We start from the raw sequence: 17,080 nt of genomic DNA on the forward strand, positions 1-17,080 counted from the left end.
CTGCTCGCGATCGCGGTTTATCCCGCCTTGCGCAATGCGTCGATCAACTCCTGCTTGCTCATGGTCGAGCGGCCGCGGATGTTCTTCACCCGGGCTTCCTTCAGCAGGCTGTCTTTGGTCTGGGTACTCAGCGAAGCCTGGCTGTTACGGGCGTACCCCTCACGGCTGGCGGCGGCACGCCTGGCCGAGGAGTGGCGTGCGGCGGCCTTTTCCGAGGCCGGTGTGCGTTGCCCGGAGCCGCCAGCCCGTTCCCCTCCACCGGACTGCTTGTTCACCGTGGCCCAGGCGCGCGCTTCGGCCTCGTCCTTGGGCACGCCCTTGGCTTCGTAGCCGGCTTCGATATGCGCGGCCTTGCGCTTCTGTTCGGCGGTGTATTTGGCTTTGCTTCCACGAGGCATGAGGGCTCTCCTTTGGCAATGGGTACCTGAAGTTGGGTCGGGAGGAAGGCCGATAAGTGCCCGGGAATCGACGAATGGGGCTCTCGACGCCAGTGCCAGAGGGGTGTGATCGCTGTCACAGAAGCACAGCATTGCGCACAAAAGCGGCAGGCCAGGGCGGCCCGAGGTTTGCCAGGGCGGGGGAAGTCTCGCACAATGCCTGCCCCGGAAATGGATGCGTCTGACGAGTTGTCAGGCCTTTTCGCGAGATGCTCATGGATGATTCTTACGCCCCAGATCAGGGGCGGCTGATCGATACAGTACGCCCGCTATCAATCCCCTGTTGCGCAAATCCAACCCCGTCACCGGTCTGCCGCTGCCGTGCGGTGTGGTCGTGGCCTGTTTTTAAAGGAATGAACCAATGAATACCCGGATGTTTTTGGCTGCGGCCCTGTTGGGCGGCAGCGTGCTGCTGGCCGGTTGTGGCGACAAGACTGAAAAGGTCAGCCAGCCCGCGGCACAGGTCGATGCCAAGCAGCAGGAAATCGATAAATACAACCAGTACGTCGGTGCGGCGAACAGCATCAGCGAATCCTTCCAGACATTCCTCCAGCGTTACCAGCAGTACGAGGTGCCAGCCTTGGCGAGCAAGGCGCCGATCAGCGCTTTCAGCGTCGGCAACGATATCCTCATCGATCGCCTGAGCCAGGCCCTGGATGGCGCCCTGGCCATCGATACACCAATCCCGGAAGTGGATCAGGCGGCCCAGGCCTTTTCCGCGGCGCTGAAAACCCTCTCGCCGCTGAGTCATGAGCTGCAGAACTACGCGACTTCCAAGGGCTACCTGAGCGACAACGGCGAGCTAGCCCGTCGCCAGAGCCAGGCCTATCTGGCCGCCCTGACCGCGGTCAGCGAAAAGGAGCAGGACTTCTACGCAGGTCTTGGCGCGCGTGACCTGGCGCTGACCAAGCAAGCCTTCGACGAGGCGCCGAAAGACACCGCGGCCTACTACCGTGCCGGGTTGATCTACTACGGCAAACTCAACACCGCCGATGCCGAGACGCTGTTCGCCGAACCGAACGATCCGCAGGCCCTGGCGGCTTTCGAGAAGTCCCTGGCACTGGTGGCCGACGCGGCCGCGGGCTGGAATGGCAAGGTCAGCGCCCAGGCGGCGCAGAGCGGCAAGTCGTGCGGTGGCGGCATGCTGGAAATCAATGAGTTCATCGGCCAGTCGCGTTCGATCATCCGCGACGTCAAGGACGGGGTGTACAAGCGCGCTCCCGAAGGCGCGATGAAGAACCTGCCGGCGCATATGCAGAGCTCGAGCATCGTTCGCTCGGCCAACCGCTACAACCGCACCTACGGCAACATGATCAATCGCTTCAACCATCCGACCTGCTGAATCGGCGCTGGCGGCACCCGCGTCGCGACGCGGGTGCCGGTGGGCGCAAACGAACGCCCGGGCCTTCGATCAGGCGTCCAGCTTGCGGGCCGCTTCCACTCCGGAAGCGGTCAGCTTGATCGGCAGGTTCAGGGCATGTTCGCCCGCCGGGTTGAGGGTGACATGGCCCTCCTTGATCAAGCCGCGTTCCTGCAACATTGCCAGGGTACTGGCCACGACTCTTTCGCCGCGATAGTTATCCAGCACCTCCTTGCCCAGGCCGTTGGGGTGGGCGTGCAGCAAGCGGGTGAGCACTTCTTTTTCCAGCTCTTTGTCGACGTTCATGCGGACCTCTGTGTGGGGGAAAGGTGCGTGCCTGGTTCATTGATCGGTGCCGTGGCCTTCGGAGCCTGTGCCGCCGGTGGTGGTTTTCGGCTTGCTGTCCGGCGGGTCGGTGTCCAGGGTACCGGCGCGGCCGGTGTCGTTGCCCTGGATGCGCGGATCGGTACCCGTGGCGGGGGGCAGGGTGCTTTCGTCCACCTGCGGCGGGTTGATATTGATGCTCGGCGAGCCTTGGGTGGCCGGGGACTTTGGCCGTTCCACCGGATCGGTGGGGCCGCTGGCGCCGGCGAAGGCCGCCGAGGACAGCAGCCCGGCCAGGGCGAGGAGCGTCAGCCTGGATTTGATCATGATGTCGCCTCCATTCGTTTTTAGAGTCGCTACCTGATCTTGGGCTGCCGGTGATTTTGATTGGTGCCTGATGAACGACGAACGGTTCAGGCGTTCTGCGCCACCCCGTCGGGCTTCAGCCCACGCCAGACCAGGCGCCCGACGCTGATCAGCCAGTTCAGCAGGGCGATGCCCAGCACCGTGAGCATCAGGGTCGGCATGCCCTGTTCGACGATGATCCGGCCGGCCAGCAGCGGAAAACCGAACACCCCGATGAAATAGGCCAGGCTGAACAGCAGCAAGGCTTGCGAGGTGTCGCCGGGCGGCGCTTCGTTGGCGGCCAGGCCGTTGATCACCGAGTAGGTCAGGCCGTAGCCGACCCCCAGGACCACGGCGGCCAGCAGATAACTCACCGTGTCATCGACCAGCAGCTGGAACATCAGGATCGACCCCAGCATCAGCCCCGAGAGCAGGCACGCCGTGCGATAGGCGTCGCGCTTGACCACGAAGCCGGCGATCAGCAGGCGGCTGCCGATGGCGGCCACCATGAAGCCGAGAAAGAACAGCGAATAGTCCAGCGAGCGGGAGGCCGCGTAGCTGGTCTGGAAACTCGACAGGCCGCCGAATACGCAGCCGCCGAGACCGACCATGAGGATCGGGAACAAGGCCTTGGACGAGAGCACCCGGGCGCTGCTGGCCCAACTGATTTTCGCCGCGCCGGCCCCCAGATGGCTGGGGTGTCTCTTCAGCAGCGCGCCCAGGCGCCAGAAGATCAGCACGCCGATCAGGCTGGCGGCCGCGGCCAGCAGAAAGGCCGCAGTCAATGGGTAGCCCAGGGCGCTGGCCAGCCGCCCCAGCAGCGGGCCCGAGCCGATGCCGCTCATCATGCTGCCCGACAGCAGGGCGAAGAATCTGGCCCGCTGTGCCGGCGCCACCATCATCGCGACGATGATCGGCCCCAGGGTGTAGAACACGCCCCAGCCCAGGCCCAGGGTCAGGCCGAAAAACAGCAGGGCATCGCCAAAGCCGGGCGTCAGGGCAAAGCCCAGGCTGGCGACCACCAGCAGGCAACCGAACAGGGCAATCGAGCGCGCGGCGCCCAGCAGGTCCGACAGGTGCCCGGAGAAGATCACCGCGACCAAGGTGCTGAGCATGGCGACCGAAATCACGCTGCCGGCATCGTGCTCATTGCCACCGCGCGAGCCGATCAGCAGCGAGAGCAGGAAGGTCGAGCCATAGGACAGCGACAGCAGGTAGCTGGCGACACAGAACAGCCCGAACAGCCTGGCTGGAACCATGGGTGGTGGGGTAGCGCTGGACATGCGCAGGCCTCGTTTCTTGTTGGATTCATGAGGCGCCGTTCTACCATGGGCGGCTGTCGCGTTAGTTGTGATCTTGCAGGCTTCAGGGTTAGCGCCTAGCGGAGTAAGTCAGCCGCCGATCTCGTCGATGAACTCGTCCATGAAGCGCTTCAGGCGGGTATGCCGCACCTGCGCCAGGCGCGCGCCGGTCACGGTCTGAAAGCCCTCGGCCAGGTGCAGCAGCTTGGTGTGGAAGTGGTCGAGGGTGAAGTTCAGGTCGTCATAGCCGCGGTGCTCGGCGTGCGGGTCGTGGGGATCGTAGAAGGCTCGGTTCAACCGGCCGCCGACATAGAAGGTGCGGGCCACGCCGAGAGCACCGAGGGCGTCGAGACGGTCGGCGTCCTGCAGGATCTTCGCCTCCAGGGTGTCGGCCTGGATGGCGGCGGAAAAACTGTGGGCTTCGATGGCGTGGGCCACCGCGGCGATCTTGGCTTCGGGCCAGCCCAGCCGGTGCAGCAGGGCCGCGGCCTTTTCCGCCGACAGGCGCGAGGCCTGGGCGCGCAGCGGTGAGCTCTTTTCCACGGCGACGCAGTCGTGCAGCAGGGTGGCGGCCAGCAGCACCTGCAAATCGCCGCCGTCTTCCTTGGCGATGCGCCGCACATTGGCCCACACCCGCTGCAGGTGCGACAGGTCGTGGGCGCCGTCGTCGACAGGCTCCAAGGCGTGGGGCAGCAGGGTATTGGCGAGATCGGGCAGGGGAGCAAAAGCGTGGGCGGTCATCAGGAGGGAGCCATCAGCGGGTCAATAACGCGCCACTGTAGCCGCTGTCGAAGGCGGCGATAAGGCCCATGGCGCTCATACCTGCGTCCTTTGTTGGCTGGCCGGTCGGTCAGTCTGCGGCGCTGGTCGCGGGAATCGGCAATTCCGACATGGACAATCACCCGCCACGACCTCCAGGCATATCCCTGTGAAATACCCGTGCATGTCCTTCCCCTGTCGATCTAATATGGCCGCCTGCCTTCTAACCGAGACCCGCCGATGTCCGTCGAAATCCGTCCAGCCGTGCCCAGCGATGCACCGCAAATCCTTGCCTTCATCAGGGAGTTGGCCGATTACGAACGCGCTCGCCATGAGGTCATCGCCAGCGTCGCCGACATCGAGCGCAGCCTGTTCAGCGAGGGCGCCACGGCCCACGGCCTGATCTGCCTGCGCGATGGTGTGCCGATCGGTTTCGCGGTGTTTTTCTTCAGCTATTCCACTTGGCTGGGCAGCAACTGCCTGTACCTGGAAGACCTCTACATTACCCCGGCACAACGTGGCGGCGGAGCTGGCAAACAGCTGCTGCGGCACCTGGCGCGGATCGCCTGCGACAACGGTTGCGGGCGCTTCGAGTGGAGCGTGCTGGAGTGGAACGAACCGGCGATCCAGTTCTACAAGTCCCTGGGCGCCCAGCCTCAGGAAGAGTGGGTGAGGTACCGCATGGATGGCGATGTACTGCGCGCGTTCGCCCAGGGCTGAGTCCATCGTCAACGCTGTAGGGGCAGCCGCTCGCTATCCGGTTGCTCGCGATTCCTTTCAAGACCCCTCGCTGTCAAGACCGCCCTGTGTACTCGGGGCGGCCGTCGTTTTCCTTCGGGCTTAGGCCCGCCTTCACTGCCCAGGCTCAAAAACCGATCTCACTCGTTGCCGGTTCCTGTTCCCTTGTAGGGACAGGCGGTCGACGCCTGCCTGCTGCCATGAAAACCAGGCAATAGCGGGCTGTTCTCATGCAAATCAATAAATCCCACAATATGGGAGTTATATTTATATATTGAGATTTTATTTGAGTCGGGTTTATAGTCGCCGCCATCAGCTCTTACGCACTCACTGCCAAAAACAACTCACAGGTGAAGCGATGCAGGCGCAATTGATCGCGCTCGATTGGGGAACCACCTCCCTTCGTGCTTACAAACTCGCAGCAGGCGGCCAGGTGCTGGAACAGCGCGCGTTGACCTCGGGGATCATGCAGTTGCCGAAAGTGGCGCGGATGATTGCCGGCCAGCGCTGCGACAACGGTTTCGAACTGGCCTTCGACGACGCCTGCGGCGACTGGCTCGACGCGCAGCCGGGGTTGCCGGTGATTGCCTGCGGCATGGTCGGCAGCGCCCAGGGCTGGCGCGAGGCCAGTTACTGCGAGACCCCGGCGGATGTCGCCCAGCTCGGACAGGCCCTGGTGACCTTGCGCAGCCGGCGCGGGGTGGACGTGCATATCGTGCCGGGGGTGATCCAGCGTTCGCGCTTGCCGAACGTGATGCGGGGCGAAGAAACCCAGGTGCTGGGTGTGCTGCCGCAACTGGCGGGCGGGGCAGGGGACGACGTGCTGATCGGCCTGCCCGGCAGTCATTCCAAATGGGTGCAGGTGGCCGACGGTTGCATCGTCCATTTCGACACCTTCATGACCGGCGAGCTGTTCGCCGTGCTCAGTCAACACAGCATTCTCGGCCGTACCCAGGAGCGTGGCGCGGCGTTCGACACCGAGGCCTTCGATCGCGGCGTGCAGGTGGCCTTGTCCGTCGAGGGCGAGATCGGCCCGCTGTCGACTCTGTTCAGCGCCCGCAGCCTGGGGTTGACCGGTGAACTCAGCGGCCGCGCCCAGCCGGACTATCTGTCGGGCCTGCTGATCGGCCACGAACTTTGCGCACTGGCCGCCGTGCAGCGGCGCCGCCGTCACAGCGACCCGTTGCCATCGATCGTGCTGATCGGCAATGCCCAGCTTTGCGCCCGCTACAGCCGGGCCCTGTCCGCCTGCGGTTTTCCCCGGGTAATCCTGGCCGAACAGGCCACCGAACGCGGTTTATGGCACCTGGCTGAAGCGGCCGGGCTGCTGGCGCGCGTCCCTTGCGCTCACCCTTGAAAAGAGGTCCGACATGCTCAAGCAAGCACTGGCACACAACGGCCTGATCGCCATTCTCCGGGGGCTGCGTCCGCAAGAAGCGGCGGCCATCGGCGAGGTGCTGTATCAGGCGGGGTTTCGGGTTATCGAGGTGCCGCTCAATTCTCCACAGCCCTTCGACAGCATCCGCATCCTGCGCGACGCCTTGCCCGCCGATTGCCTGATCGGCGCCGGCACGGTGCTGACTCCGGAGCAGGTCGAGCAGGTCAAGGACGCGGGCGGCCAGGTGATCGTCATGCCCCACAGCGACCCCAAGGTGCTGCGCGCGGCCAGGGCCGCCGGCCTGTATCTGTCCCCCGGCGTGGCCACGCCGACCGAGGCGTTTGCCGCGCTGGCCGAAGGCGCCGACGTGCTCAAGCTGTTCCCCGCCGAGCAGATGGGCCCGGCGGTGGTCAAGGCCTGGCTCGCGGTATTGCCGGCCGGCACCGTGCTGCTGCCGGTGGGCGGGATCACCCCGGACAACATGCAGGTGTTCGTCGACGCCGGGGTCAAGGGCTTCGGCCTCGGTTCCGGGTTGTTCAAGCCGGGGATGAGCGCGGCTGAGGTGGCGACTCGCGCCAAGGCCTATGTCGCCGCCTGGAACGCCCTGGCTTAAGACTTTTTCTGCGCCGTCGGCGCTGCATCCGACAAGAGAGACAAGAAGATGAAAATCACCAAACTGACCACCTTTATCGTTCCGCCACGCTGGTGCTTTCTCAAGGTCGAGACCGACGAGGGCGTCATCGGCTGGGGTGAGCCTGTGGTCGAAGGGCGGGCACACACGGTGGCCGCCGCTGTGGACGAGCTGGCCGATTACCTGATCGGCAAGGACCCGCGCAATATCGAGGACATCTGGACCGTGCTCTACCGCGGCGGCTTCTACCGTGGCGGCGCGATCCACATGAGTGCCCTGGCCGGTATCGACCAGGCGCTGTGGGACATCAAGGGCAAGGCCCTGGGCGTGTCGGTCAGCGACCTGCTGGGTGGCCAGGTGCGAGACAAGATCCGCGTCTATTCGTGGATCGGCGGCGACCGTCCGGCCGATACCGCGCGCGCCGCCAAAGAGGCGGTGGCGCGTGGTTTTACCGCGGTGAAGATGAACGGCACCGAGGAGCTGCAGTTCCTCGATACCTTCGACAAAGTCGACCTGGCCCTGGCCAACGTGGCCGCGGTGCGTGATGCGGTGGGGCCTAACGTCGGGATCGGCGTCGACTTCCATGGCCGGGTGCACAAGCCCATGGCCAAGGTGCTGATGAAGGAACTCGATCCCTACAAGCTGATGTTTATCGAAGAACCGGTGCTCAGCGAAAACTACGAGGCCCTCAAGGAGCTGGCGCCGCTGACCAACACGCCGATCGCCCTGGGCGAGCGGCTGTTCTCGCGCTGGGATTTCAAACGGGTGCTCAGCGAAGGCTACGTCGACATTATCCAGCCGGATGCTTCCCATGCCGGCGGCATCACCGAGACCCGCAAGATCGCCAACATGGCCGAAGCCTACGACGTGGCCCTGGCCCTGCATTGCCCGCTGGGGCCGATTGCCCTGGCCGCCTGCCTGCAACTGGACGCGGCCTGCTACAACGCCTTCATCCAGGAGCAGAGCCTGGGCATCCATTACAACGAAAGCAACGACCTGCTGGACTACGTCAAGGACCCGCGCGTCTTCGACTACCAGCAAGGCATGGTGAAGATCCCCAACGGCCCGGGCCTGGGTATCGAGATCAACGAGGAATACGTCATCGAGCGCGCGGCCATCGGCCACCGCTGGCGCAACCCGATCTGGCGCCACGCCGACGGCAGCTTTGCCGAATGGTGAGTTGATTCATTGCTTGTAGGAGCGAGCGTGCTCGCGATGCAGACGACAGGGTCTGACTTCTTATCGCCGTGAAGCAACCGACGCCATCGCGAGCAAGCTCGCTCCTACAGGTACAGAGAAACATTGCCCTCAATAACCATAAGAAGAGGCATTCCCATGCAACCGGAAACCTTCACCGGGCAGGCGTCGCTGGTCGCGCCGAGCCGCAAGCGTTTTTTCATCATGCTGCTGTTGTTCATCACGGTGGTGATCAACTACCTGGACCGCAGCAACCTGTCGATCGCCGCGCCGGCGCTGACCAGCGACCTGGGCATCGACCCGATCCACGTCGGGCTGATTTTCTCGGCCTTCGGCTGGACCTACGCCGCCATGCAGATCCCCGGTGGCTGGCTGGTGGACCGGGTGCCGCCGCGCATTCTCTACACCGCGGCGCTGCTGCTGTGGTCGCTGGCGACGGTGATGCTCGGTTTTGCCGCCAGCTTTATCGCCCTGTTCGTCCTGCGCATGGCGGTGGGTGCGCTGGAGGCGCCGGCCTATCCGATCAACAGCCGGGTGGTGACCACCTGGTTTCCCGAGCGCGAGCGCGCCACGGCCATCGGCTTTTACACCTCCGGGCAGTTTGTCGGCCTGGCCTTTCTCACCCCGGTGCTGGCCTGGCTGCAGCATGCCTTTGGCTGGCAGATGGTGTTTGTCGTCACCGGCGCGGTGGGCATTCTGTGGGCGGCGATCTGGTACGCGGTGTATCGCGAACCACGGGATTTCAAGGGCGCCAACCCGGCGGAAATCGACCTGATCCGCCAGGGTGGCGGCCTGGTGGATATCCAGCGCGAGACGGCCAAGCGCAAGGCGCGTTTCAACTGGACGGACCTGGGGATCGTCCTGAGCAAGCGCAAGCTGTGGGGCATTTATCTGGGGCAGTTCTGCCTCAATTCGACCCTGTGGTTTTTCCTCACCTGGTTCCCCACTTACCTGGTGAAGTACCGCGGCATGGACTTCATCAAGTCCGGCCTGCTGGCGTCGCTGCCGTTCCTCGCGGCCTTTGTCGGCGTGCTGTGTTCCGGGTTCTTCTCCGACTGGCTGATCCGGCGTGGCGCCTCGGTGGGTTTTGCCCGCAAGCTGCCGATCATTGGCGGGCTGCTGATTTCCACCTCGATCATCGGCGCCAACTTCGTCGAGTCGACGCCGCTGGTGATCGCCTTCCTGGCGCTGGCGTTCTTCGGTAACGGCCTGGCCTCGATCACCTGGTCGCTGGTCTCGACCCTGGCACCGGCACGGTTGCTGGGGCTGACCGGCGGGGTGTTCAACTTCATCGGCAACCTGTCGGCGATTGCCACGCCGATCGTCATCGGTTTCCTGGCCAGCGGCGACTCCTTCGCCCCGGCCATTACCTACATTGCCGTGCTGGCGCTGGCGGGGGCCTTGTCCTACGTGCTGCTGGTGGGCAAGGTCGAGCGTATCGAGTTGTAGTGGCGGGGGGCGGGCGACCATAATGCCGCCCGTTCTCACCCTCAAAAGGTTGGATATGCAGGACGACGCAGCAAAGACCGCCAAGGACGCCGCCCCCACGGGTACCCAGACATTGCTCCGTGGCCTGGCGGTGGTGCAGGCCGTGGCCAGCGGTGCCCGCGACCTCAAGGAAATCGCCCGGCTGATCGGCACCACCCGCAGTACCACCCATCGCCTGGCCAGTTGCCTGGTGGACGAGCGTTACCTGAGGGTGGTGCCGCAGGTCGGCTACCTGCTGGGGCCGAAGCTGATCGAGCTGGGTTTCCAGGCCCGCGAAGCCTTGCCGTTGGTGACCCTGGCCAGGCCATTCCTCGACGAGCTGTCGGCGTTGACCGGCGACACCATTCACCTGGCGATCCGCGAAGACGACGATGTGCTGTACCTGCACAAGAACCCTGGGCGCAACGGCCCGGAAATGCGCTCGCGGGTCGGCCATCGCATGCCGCTGGCGCGCACCGGGATCGGCAAGGCGCTGCTGCTCGATAGCCCGCCGCAAGAGTGGCAGCGTTTATATGAAGTGAGCCTGCCGGCGGGCGGCAGGAATGCCCTCTGGCCGCAGCATGAAGAGCCGACCTGGGAGCAGTTCCAGCAGCGCATGCAGGAATATGTGGCGGGCGGTTATGCCTTCGACCTGGAGGACAACGAACCGTCGATCCGTTGTGTGGCGGCGCCGGTCCGTGATGCCAGCGGCAAGATCGTCGCCGGCATCAGTATCGCCAGCACGGTGCCGTACATGCCGCTGGAGAAGATGGCCGAGCTGATCCCGGTGATCAAGCAGGCCGCGGCTGGCATCTCCGCCGAGCTCGGCGGCTGACTCAGGCTTCTGTAGGAGCGGAGCTTGCCCGCGATGGGATTTTTCCAGGTCCATCGCCATCGCGGGCAAGCCTCGCTCCTACAGCACGCGGTTTATTGCTTGAGGGTCGCCATGTCGATGACGAAGCGGTATTTCACATCGCCGGCGATCATCCGCGCGTAAGCCTCGTTGATCTGGCGGATGTCGAGCATTTCGATGTCGCAGGTGATGTTGTGCTCGGCGCAGAAATCCAGCACTTCCTGGGTTTCGGCGATGCCGCCGATCAGCGAGCCGGCCAGCACGCGACGGCCCAGCACCAGCTTGGCCGCGTGCACGGGCGGGTCCACCGGTTCGATCAGGCCGACCAGGATGTGTACGCCGTCAAAACGCAGGGTATCCAGGTAGGGGTTGAGGTCGTGTTGCACCGGGATGGTGTCCAGCAGGAAATCGAAGCGGCCGGCCGCGGCTTTCATCTGCTCGGCATCGGTGGAGACGATCACATGATCGGCGCCCTGGCGACGACCTTCCTCGGCCTTGCTCGCCGAACGGGTGAACAGGGTCACTTCCGCGCCCAGGGCCTTGGCGAACTTGATGCCCATGTGGCCCAGACCGCCCATGCCGAGAATGCCCACCTTGTCGCCAGCCTTCACCCCGTAATGCTTGAGCGGCGAGTAGGTGGTGATGCCCGCGCAGAGGATCGGCGCGGCGCTGGCCAGGTCGAGTTTCTCGGGGATACGCACGACAAAATGCTCGCTGACCACGATGCTGTCGGAGTACCCGCCCATGGTGTTGCTGCCGTCGACCCGGTCCGGGGTCGCGTAGGTCATGGTCGGACCTTCCAGGCAGTATTGCTCCAGGTTGGCGGCGCAGGCCTCGCAATGCCGGCAGGAGTCGACCATGCAGCCGACGCCGACCAGGTCGCCGACCTTGTGCCTGGTCACGTGGGCACCGACCGCGGTGACCTTGCCGACGATCTCGTGGCCCGGCATCAGCGGGTACACGGCGATGCCCCATTCATTGCGGGCCTGGTGGATATCGGAGTGGCAGACGCCGCAGTAGAGAATCTCGATGGCCACGTCGTCGGGGCGCGGGCTGCGTCGCTGAAAGCTCATGGGGGCGAGGGGCGTGGTGGCTGACTGGGCGGCGTAACCGATGGCTGTGTACATGATAAACCTCGCAAAAGCACTGACAGGTGAGGCGGGCCATTCTCGGCGCCGCTGCCGGGCGCGAACATGGCGATTCCTCGGCATGTCATGCCTATTCCTCCGCCATCGGCCATTTGCGCGCGGCATTGGCGTTCAGACCTGCGATGATGTTTTCATCCCTTTTTCCGTGAAGTTTTCCCCATGTTGTTGACCCGTCATCTCGATGCCAACGCCACCCTGGTATCCCTGATCCAGCCCCTTGCGACCCGCGATGGTTTCGTCCCCACCGAGCTGCCGGGGGTCATGGTGCTGCGGGCCAGTTGCGATGTGGCCCGTGGCCCGCAGATCTATGAGCCGAGCCTGATGATCATCGTCCAGGGCAGCAAACTGGCGTACCTGGGCCCGCGGACCCTGGAGTACGGCGCCGGGCATTACCTGATCCAGGCGCTGTCGGTGCCTTTCGAGTGCGAGACCTTCGCCATGCCCAATGCGCCGTTGCTCGGGGTGTCCATCGCCCTCGACCGGGCATTGTTGGGCGAACTGGTGCTGGCGATGGGCGTTGCTGCGGGGCGCAGCGCCCAGGCGCAGACCCCGGAGTCCATGACCTCGGTGGTGCTCGATGACACCATGCGCGGTTGCGTGGAGCGCCTGCTGCGCTGCCTGCACGATCCTCTGGAGTGCAAGGTCATGGGCCAGGCGCGTTTGCGCGAGTTGATGTTCACCGTCTTGCGCGGGCCGCAGGCCGATGTGCTACGCGCGCTGGTGGAGCAGCACGGGCAATTCGCGCGGATTTCCGCCTCGCTCAATCACTTGCACGAGCATTACACCGAGCCGCTGAACGTCGAGACCCTGGCCCGTTGCGCGAACATGAGCGCCTCGACCTTCCATGAGCACTTCAAGCGCAGCACGCTGCTGTCGCCGGTGCAGTACCTCAAGCGCCTGCGCTTGCTCAAGGCGCAGCAGTTGCTGCTGGGGGAAGGGCTGGGCGTGGCCCAGGTGGCGCATCGGGTGGGGTACCAGAGCACCTCGCAGTTCAGTCGTGAATACAAGCGCTACTTCGAGCGCAATCCGGGGGATGAGCGAGCGGCATGATGGCGTGGCGCGACACTCTTCTGTAGGAGCGAGGCTTGCCCGCGATGAATAGCGACGCGGTCTGACAGAGACATTGCCAAGGCCTTATCGCACGCAAGCTGTGCTCCTACAGAAGCGGGGCAGTGGTGCTGGCAATAAAAAAGGCCCCCGTTCGGGAGCCTTTTTTCTTTGAGTGTACGCCTTACATGTTCGGGTAAGTCGGGCCGCCCGCGCCTTCCGGCGCGACCCAGGTGATGTTCTGCGCCGGGTCCTTGATGTCGCAGGTCTTGCAGTGCACGCAGTTCTGCGCGTTGATCTGGAAGCGCTTCTCGCCGTCTTCCTTGGTGATCACTTCATACACCCCGGCCGGGCAGTAGCGTTGAGCAGGCTCATCGTACAGCGGCAGGTTCTTGCCGATCGGGATGCTCGGATCGGTCAGTTTCAGGTGGCAAGGCTGTTCTTCTTCATGGTTGGTACCCGAGATGAACACCGAGCTGAGTTTGTCGAAGCTGAGCTTGCCGTCCGGTTTCGGGTAGTCGATCTTCTTGCAGTCCGCCGCCAGCTTCAGGCAGGCGTAGTCCGGCTTGGTGTCGTGCAGGGTGAACGGCAGCTTGCCGCCGAAGATGTTCTGGTCGACCCAGTTGAAACCGCCGCCGACGATGGCGCCGTACTTGTGGATCGCCGGGCCGAAGTTGCGGCTGGCGAACAGTTCTTCGTACAGCCAGCTGGACTTGAACGCTTCTACATAGGTGTTCAGCTCGTCGGCGCCTTCGGAACCGGCGAACAGCGCATCGGCCACGGCGTCAGCGGCGAGCATGCCGGACTTCATGGCGGTGTGGCTGCCCTTGATCTTGGCGAAGTTCAGGGTGCCCAGGTCGCAACCGATCAGCGCGCCGCCCTTGAACACCATCTTCGGCAGCGAGTTCAGGCCGCCTTTGCAGATGGCCCGCGCGCCGTAGCTGACGCGCTTGCCGCCTTCCAGGTACTGCTTGAACACAGGGTGATGCTTGAGGCGCTGGAACTCGTCGAACGGCGACAGGTAGGTGTTGCTGTAGGACAGGTCGACGATCAGGCCGACCACCACCTGGTTGTTTTCCAGGTGATAAAGGAAGGAGCCGCCGGTGTTCTCGGTGCCCATGATGTCCAGCGGCCAGCCGGCGGTGTGGACCACCAGGCCTGGCTGATGCTTGGCCGGGTCGACTTCCCAGATTTCCTTGAGGCCGATGCCGTAGTGCTGGGCGTCGGCGTCGCTGTCCAGGTTGAAGCGCTTGATCAGCTGCTTGCCGATGTGGCCACGGCAGCCTTCGGCGAACAGGGTGTACTTGCCACGCAGCTCCATGCCGGGGGTGTACAGGCCTTCCTTCGGATTGCCTTCGCGATCGACACCCAGGTCGCCGGTGATGATCCCGCGGACCACGCCGTTCTCGTCGAACAGCGCTTCCTGGGCGGCGAAGCCCGGGTAGATTTCCACGCCCAGGTTCTCGGCCTGCTGGGCCAGCCAGCGGCACAGGTTGCCCAGGGAGATGATGTAGTTGCCTTCGTTGTGCATGGTCTTGGGCACAAAGAAGTCGGGAACTTTGGTCGCGCTGTCGGCGTTTTTCAGGACATAGATGTCATCGCGCTGGACCGGGGTGTTCAGCGGGGCGCCGAGTTCCTTCCAGTCCGGGAACAACTCGTTCAGGGCGCGCGGTTCGAACACAGCGCCGGAAAGAATGTGAGCACCGACTTCGGAGCCTTTCTCGACCACGCAGACGCTGATTTCCTTACCGGCTTCGGCGGCCTTCTGCTTCAGTCGGCAGGCGGCGGACAAGCCAGCGGGGCCGGCACCGACGATGACCACGTCGAATTCCATGTATTCGCGTTCCACTAGGCTATCTCCTACTCAAGGCTCAACGGTTTTTTTCTAATTGGAGGTTGGGTGTCGCATCGATGGTTTTCTCCGCCAAACAGGGGAGGGGACAATGAACGACCCGCCTTTATCTCTAGGCGGCGCATTATATCTACACCACTCTTAGCGTCCAATACAAACGTTTGTTTGAATTTGCTGCAGCCCATGTAAATCAAAGAAGCGCGGCTTATGACAGACCATTTTGGCGTATTGACCAGAATAGGCGTTCCGGTCAAGATACGGTCGGTTTTGCGCTCGCCGTAGGCTGACTGTTGGTTTCAAGAGCACCTCTAAAGACAGGGCGAAAGCAGTACAAGGTGACGCAACGCGCAGTTTACACGCCGCGATAAAGAATGACCGGCCAGTCGCTACTGACGAACGGTCATCATCCCGTGAGCAGGGTCATCTGTCTGCTGTCCCAAGGGGCAATGCCAGCGTTTTTAGAGGTGCCCTTGTGCCCGATGAGCATCAACCGCCAGGTTCGCCTAGGCGACTTTCTTTTCACCGGAGAGTAACGAGGAATCCATGAAGGTTCTTGTAGCTGTCAAACGCGTTGTCGATTACAACGTCAAGGTTCGCGTCAAGGCGGACAATTCCGGCGTCGACCTCGCCAACGTCAAGATGTCGATGAACCCTTTCTGCGAAATCGCAGTGGAAGAAGCCGTACGCCTGAAAGAAAAAGGCGTAGCGACTGAAATCGTCGTCGTCTCCATCGGTCCCGCTACTGCTCAAGAGCAACTGCGTACCGCCCTGGCGCTGGGTGCCGATCGTGCCATCCTCGTCGAATCCGCTGATGAACTGAACTCGCTGGCCGTGGCCAAGCTGCTCAAGGCCGTGGTCGACAAGGAACAGCCTCAACTGGTGATCCTTGGCAAGCAAGCCATCGACAGCGACAACAACCAGACCGGCCAGATGCTGGCTGCCCTGAGCGGTTACGCTCAAGGCACCTTCGCCTCCAAGGTCGAAGTGTCGGGCGACAAGGTTGCCGTGACCCGTGAAATCGACGGCGGTCTGCAAACCGTTTCGCTGAGCCTGCCGGCGATCGTCACCACCGACCTGCGTTTGAACGAGCCGCGCTACGCGTCCCTGCCAAACATCATGAAAGCCAAGAAGAAGCCGCTTGAAGTGCTGACTCCTGATGCTTTGGGCGTTTCCACCGCCTCTACCAACAAGACCCTGAAAGTCGAAGCGCCGGCTGCACGCAGCGCGGGTATCAAGGTCAAGTCGGTCGCTGAACTGGTCGAGAAACTGAAAAACGAAGCGAAGGTAATCTGATCATGACTATCTTGGTAATCGCTGAACACGACAACAAGGTGCTGGCCCCGGCCACCCTGAACACCGTTGCCGCCGCTGCCAAAATTGGCGGCGACATCCACGTTCTGGTTGCCGGCCAGGGCGCTGGCGCCGTGGCTGAAGCCGCTGCGAAAATCGCTGGCGTGAGCAAAGTCCTGTCCGCTGACAACGCCGCCTACGCGCACCAGCTGCCGGAAAACGTTGCCCCTCTGGTAGCAGAGCTGGGCAAGGGCTACAGCCACATCCTGGCCGCCGCCACTTCCAACGGCAAAAACATCCTGCCGCGGGTTGCCGCGCAACTGGACGTCGACCAGATCTCCGAGATCATCTCGGTAGAAAGCGCCGACACCTTCAAGCGTCCGATCTATGCCGGTAACGCCATCGCCACCGTGCAATCGAACGCTGCCGTGAAGGTCATCACCGTGCGTGCCACCGGTTTCGACCCGGTTGCCGCCGAAGGTGGTTCGGCCGCTGTCGAAGCGGTTGCTGCCGCTCACGATGCAGGCAAATCGAGCTTCGTCGGCGAAGAGCTGGCCAAGTCCGACCGTCCTGAACTGACCGCTGCCAAGATCGTCATTTCCGGCGGCCGCGGCATGCAGAACGGCGACAACTTCAAGCACCTGTACGCCCTGGCCGACAAGCTGGGCGCCGCCGTGGGTGCTTCGCGCGCCGCGGTCGACGCAGGTTTCGTACCCAACGACATGCAGGTCGGCCAGACCGGCAAGATCGTTGCGCCACAGCTGTACATCGCCGTCGGTATCTCCGGCGCGATCCAGCACCTGGCCGGCATGAAAGACTCCAAGGTGATCGTTGCGATCAACAAGGACGAAGAAGCGCCGATCTTCCAGGTGGCCGACTACGGCCTGGTAGCGGACTTGTTCGAAGCCGTACCTGAGCTGGAGAAGCTGGTCTAATCCAGCGGCTTCACTTAT

At 63.4% G+C, this 17,080-nt stretch carries 17 protein-coding genes; 10 read left to right on the top strand and 7 right to left on the bottom strand.

From position 1 onward, the window contains the following. Window positions 1-17: 17 nt before the first annotated feature. Window positions 18-398 (bottom strand): hypothetical protein, encoded by a 381-nt coding sequence (locus J4D28_RS15530; RefSeq protein ID WP_016702160.1) that lies wholly within the window; start codon window positions 396-398, stop codon window positions 18-20. 400 nt (window positions 399-798) lie between these two features. Between J4D28_RS15530 and J4D28_RS15535 the strand changes: the two genes are divergently transcribed. Continuing rightward, complete coding sequence (locus tag J4D28_RS15535; protein WP_009047849.1) at window positions 799-1,779, top strand: DUF3829 domain-containing protein; 981 nt, start codon at window positions 799-801, stop codon at window positions 1,777-1,779. Between the two features lie 69 nt (window positions 1,780-1,848). Here J4D28_RS15535 and J4D28_RS15540 read toward each other — a convergent pair whose 3' ends face one another. The 4 genes from J4D28_RS15540 to J4D28_RS15555 form a co-directional block, all read right to left on the bottom strand. Further along, window positions 1,849-2,103: a hypothetical protein gene (locus J4D28_RS15540; protein WP_009042865.1), complete on the bottom strand. Its 255-nt coding sequence runs from the start codon at window positions 2,101-2,103 to the stop codon at window positions 1,849-1,851. 36 nt (window positions 2,104-2,139) lie between these two features. Further along, window positions 2,140-2,448, bottom strand: a complete 309-nt coding sequence (locus J4D28_RS15545) for a hypothetical protein (RefSeq protein WP_038631138.1) — start codon at window positions 2,446-2,448, stop codon at window positions 2,140-2,142. An 86-nt stretch (window positions 2,449-2,534) separates the two neighbouring features. Beyond that, window positions 2,535-3,749, bottom strand: a complete 1,215-nt coding sequence (locus J4D28_RS15550) for an MFS transporter (protein ID WP_103331020.1) — start codon at window positions 3,747-3,749, stop codon at window positions 2,535-2,537. 108 nt (window positions 3,750-3,857) lie between these two features. Beyond that, window positions 3,858-4,508 (bottom strand): HD domain-containing protein, encoded by a 651-nt coding sequence (locus J4D28_RS15555; RefSeq protein ID WP_009047853.1) that lies wholly within the window; start codon window positions 4,506-4,508, stop codon window positions 3,858-3,860. 258 nt (window positions 4,509-4,766) lie between these two features. Here J4D28_RS15555 and J4D28_RS15560 point away from each other — a divergent pair, with 258 nt between their 5' ends. The 6 genes from J4D28_RS15560 (at window position 4,767) to J4D28_RS15585 (ending at window position 10,772) form a co-directional block, all read left to right on the top strand. Then, on the top strand, window positions 4,767-5,246 hold the full coding sequence (locus J4D28_RS15560; protein ID WP_007928100.1) for a GNAT family N-acetyltransferase: 480 nt from the start codon (window positions 4,767-4,769) through the stop codon (window positions 5,244-5,246). A gap of 376 nt (window positions 5,247-5,622) precedes the next feature. Next, window positions 5,623-6,621, top strand: a complete 999-nt coding sequence (locus tag J4D28_RS15565; protein ID WP_101282027.1) for a 2-dehydro-3-deoxygalactonokinase — start codon at window positions 5,623-5,625, stop codon at window positions 6,619-6,621. 13 nt (window positions 6,622-6,634) lie between these two features. Beyond that, complete coding sequence (locus tag J4D28_RS15570; RefSeq protein ID WP_053268545.1) at window positions 6,635-7,255, top strand: 2-dehydro-3-deoxy-6-phosphogalactonate aldolase; 621 nt, start codon at window positions 6,635-6,637, stop codon at window positions 7,253-7,255. Window positions 7,256-7,303: 48 nt separating this feature from the next. Next, window positions 7,304-8,452, top strand: coding sequence for a galactonate dehydratase (dgoD, locus tag J4D28_RS15575; protein WP_038631146.1), 1,149 nt, complete (start codon window positions 7,304-7,306; stop codon window positions 8,450-8,452). A gap of 156 nt (window positions 8,453-8,608) precedes the next feature. Beyond that, a complete protein-coding gene (locus J4D28_RS15580; protein WP_009047858.1) occupies window positions 8,609-9,919 on the top strand; it encodes an MFS transporter in 1,311 nt (436 codons plus the stop codon). Between the two features lie 55 nt (window positions 9,920-9,974). Next, entirely contained in the window at window positions 9,975-10,772 is a 798-nt protein-coding gene (locus tag J4D28_RS15585) for an IclR family transcriptional regulator (protein WP_103331021.1), read from the top strand. 92 nt (window positions 10,773-10,864) lie between these two features. Here the strand turns inward: J4D28_RS15585 and J4D28_RS15590 are convergent, their stop codons facing one another. Then, a complete protein-coding gene (locus J4D28_RS15590) occupies window positions 10,865-11,917 on the bottom strand; it encodes an NAD(P)-dependent alcohol dehydrogenase (RefSeq protein WP_016702135.1) in 1,053 nt (350 codons plus the stop codon). Window positions 11,918-12,097: 180 nt separating this feature from the next. On the opposite strand from J4D28_RS15590, the gene J4D28_RS15595 reads away from it, so the two are divergent. Next, complete coding sequence (locus tag J4D28_RS15595; RefSeq protein ID WP_016702136.1) at window positions 12,098-12,988, top strand: AraC family transcriptional regulator; 891 nt, start codon at window positions 12,098-12,100, stop codon at window positions 12,986-12,988. Between the two features lie 181 nt (window positions 12,989-13,169). Here J4D28_RS15595 and J4D28_RS15600 read toward each other — a convergent pair whose 3' ends face one another. Continuing rightward, complete coding sequence (locus J4D28_RS15600; protein ID WP_016702137.1) at window positions 13,170-14,834, bottom strand: electron transfer flavoprotein-ubiquinone oxidoreductase; 1,665 nt, start codon at window positions 14,832-14,834, stop codon at window positions 13,170-13,172. 546 nt (window positions 14,835-15,380) lie between these two features. Between J4D28_RS15600 and J4D28_RS15605 the strand changes: the two genes are divergently transcribed. Continuing rightward, on the top strand, window positions 15,381-16,130 hold the full coding sequence (locus J4D28_RS15605; RefSeq protein ID WP_016702138.1) for an electron transfer flavoprotein subunit beta/FixA family protein: 750 nt from the start codon (window positions 15,381-15,383) through the stop codon (window positions 16,128-16,130). Window positions 16,131-16,132: 2 nt separating this feature from the next. Beyond that, window positions 16,133-17,062, top strand: coding sequence for an electron transfer flavoprotein subunit alpha/FixB family protein (locus tag J4D28_RS15610; RefSeq protein ID WP_009042879.1), 930 nt, complete (start codon window positions 16,133-16,135; stop codon window positions 17,060-17,062). Window positions 17,063-17,080: the final 18 nt, after the last annotated feature.

It is taken from the genome of Pseudomonas sp. GW531-T4 (assembly GCF_017349615.1).
GTDB lineage: Bacteria > Pseudomonadota > Gammaproteobacteria > Pseudomonadales > Pseudomonadaceae > Aquipseudomonas > Aquipseudomonas chlororaphis_I.

Bases quoted from the DNA above. Each gene is read 5' to 3' on its own strand.
- J4D28_RS15535 (WP_009047849.1), top strand. From the start codon at position 799: ATGAATACCCGGATGTTTTTGGCTGCGGCCCTGTTGGGCGGCAGCGTG.
- dgoD (WP_038631146.1), top strand. From the start codon at position 7,304: ATGAAAATCACCAAACTGACCACCTTTATCGTTCCGCCACGCTGGTGC.
- J4D28_RS15555 (WP_009047853.1), bottom strand. From the start codon at position 4,508: ATGACCGCCCACGCTTTTGCTCCCCTGCCCGATCTCGCCAATACCCTG.
- J4D28_RS15610 (WP_009042879.1), top strand. From the start codon at position 16,133: ATGACTATCTTGGTAATCGCTGAACACGACAACAAGGTGCTGGCCCCG.
- J4D28_RS15595 (WP_016702136.1), top strand. From the start codon at position 12,098: ATGTTGTTGACCCGTCATCTCGATGCCAACGCCACCCTGGTATCCCTG.
- J4D28_RS15605 (WP_016702138.1), top strand. From the start codon at position 15,381: ATGAAGGTTCTTGTAGCTGTCAAACGCGTTGTCGATTACAACGTCAAG.
- J4D28_RS15565 (WP_101282027.1), top strand. From the start codon at position 5,623: ATGCAGGCGCAATTGATCGCGCTCGATTGGGGAACCACCTCCCTTCGT.
- J4D28_RS15590 (WP_016702135.1), bottom strand. From the start codon at position 11,917: ATGTACACAGCCATCGGTTACGCCGCCCAGTCAGCCACCACGCCCCTC.
- J4D28_RS15545 (WP_038631138.1), bottom strand. From the start codon at position 2,448: ATGATCAAATCCAGGCTGACGCTCCTCGCCCTGGCCGGGCTGCTGTCC.
- J4D28_RS15540 (WP_009042865.1), bottom strand. From the start codon at position 2,103: ATGAACGTCGACAAAGAGCTGGAAAAAGAAGTGCTCACCCGCTTGCTG.
- J4D28_RS15530 (WP_016702160.1), bottom strand. From the start codon at position 398: ATGCCTCGTGGAAGCAAAGCCAAATACACCGCCGAACAGAAGCGCAAG.
- J4D28_RS15570 (WP_053268545.1), top strand. From the start codon at position 6,635: ATGCTCAAGCAAGCACTGGCACACAACGGCCTGATCGCCATTCTCCGG.
- J4D28_RS15580 (WP_009047858.1), top strand. From the start codon at position 8,609: ATGCAACCGGAAACCTTCACCGGGCAGGCGTCGCTGGTCGCGCCGAGC.
- J4D28_RS15550 (WP_103331020.1), bottom strand. From the start codon at position 3,749: ATGTCCAGCGCTACCCCACCACCCATGGTTCCAGCCAGGCTGTTCGGG.
- J4D28_RS15585 (WP_103331021.1), top strand. From the start codon at position 9,975: ATGCAGGACGACGCAGCAAAGACCGCCAAGGACGCCGCCCCCACGGGT.
- J4D28_RS15560 (WP_007928100.1), top strand. From the start codon at position 4,767: ATGTCCGTCGAAATCCGTCCAGCCGTGCCCAGCGATGCACCGCAAATC.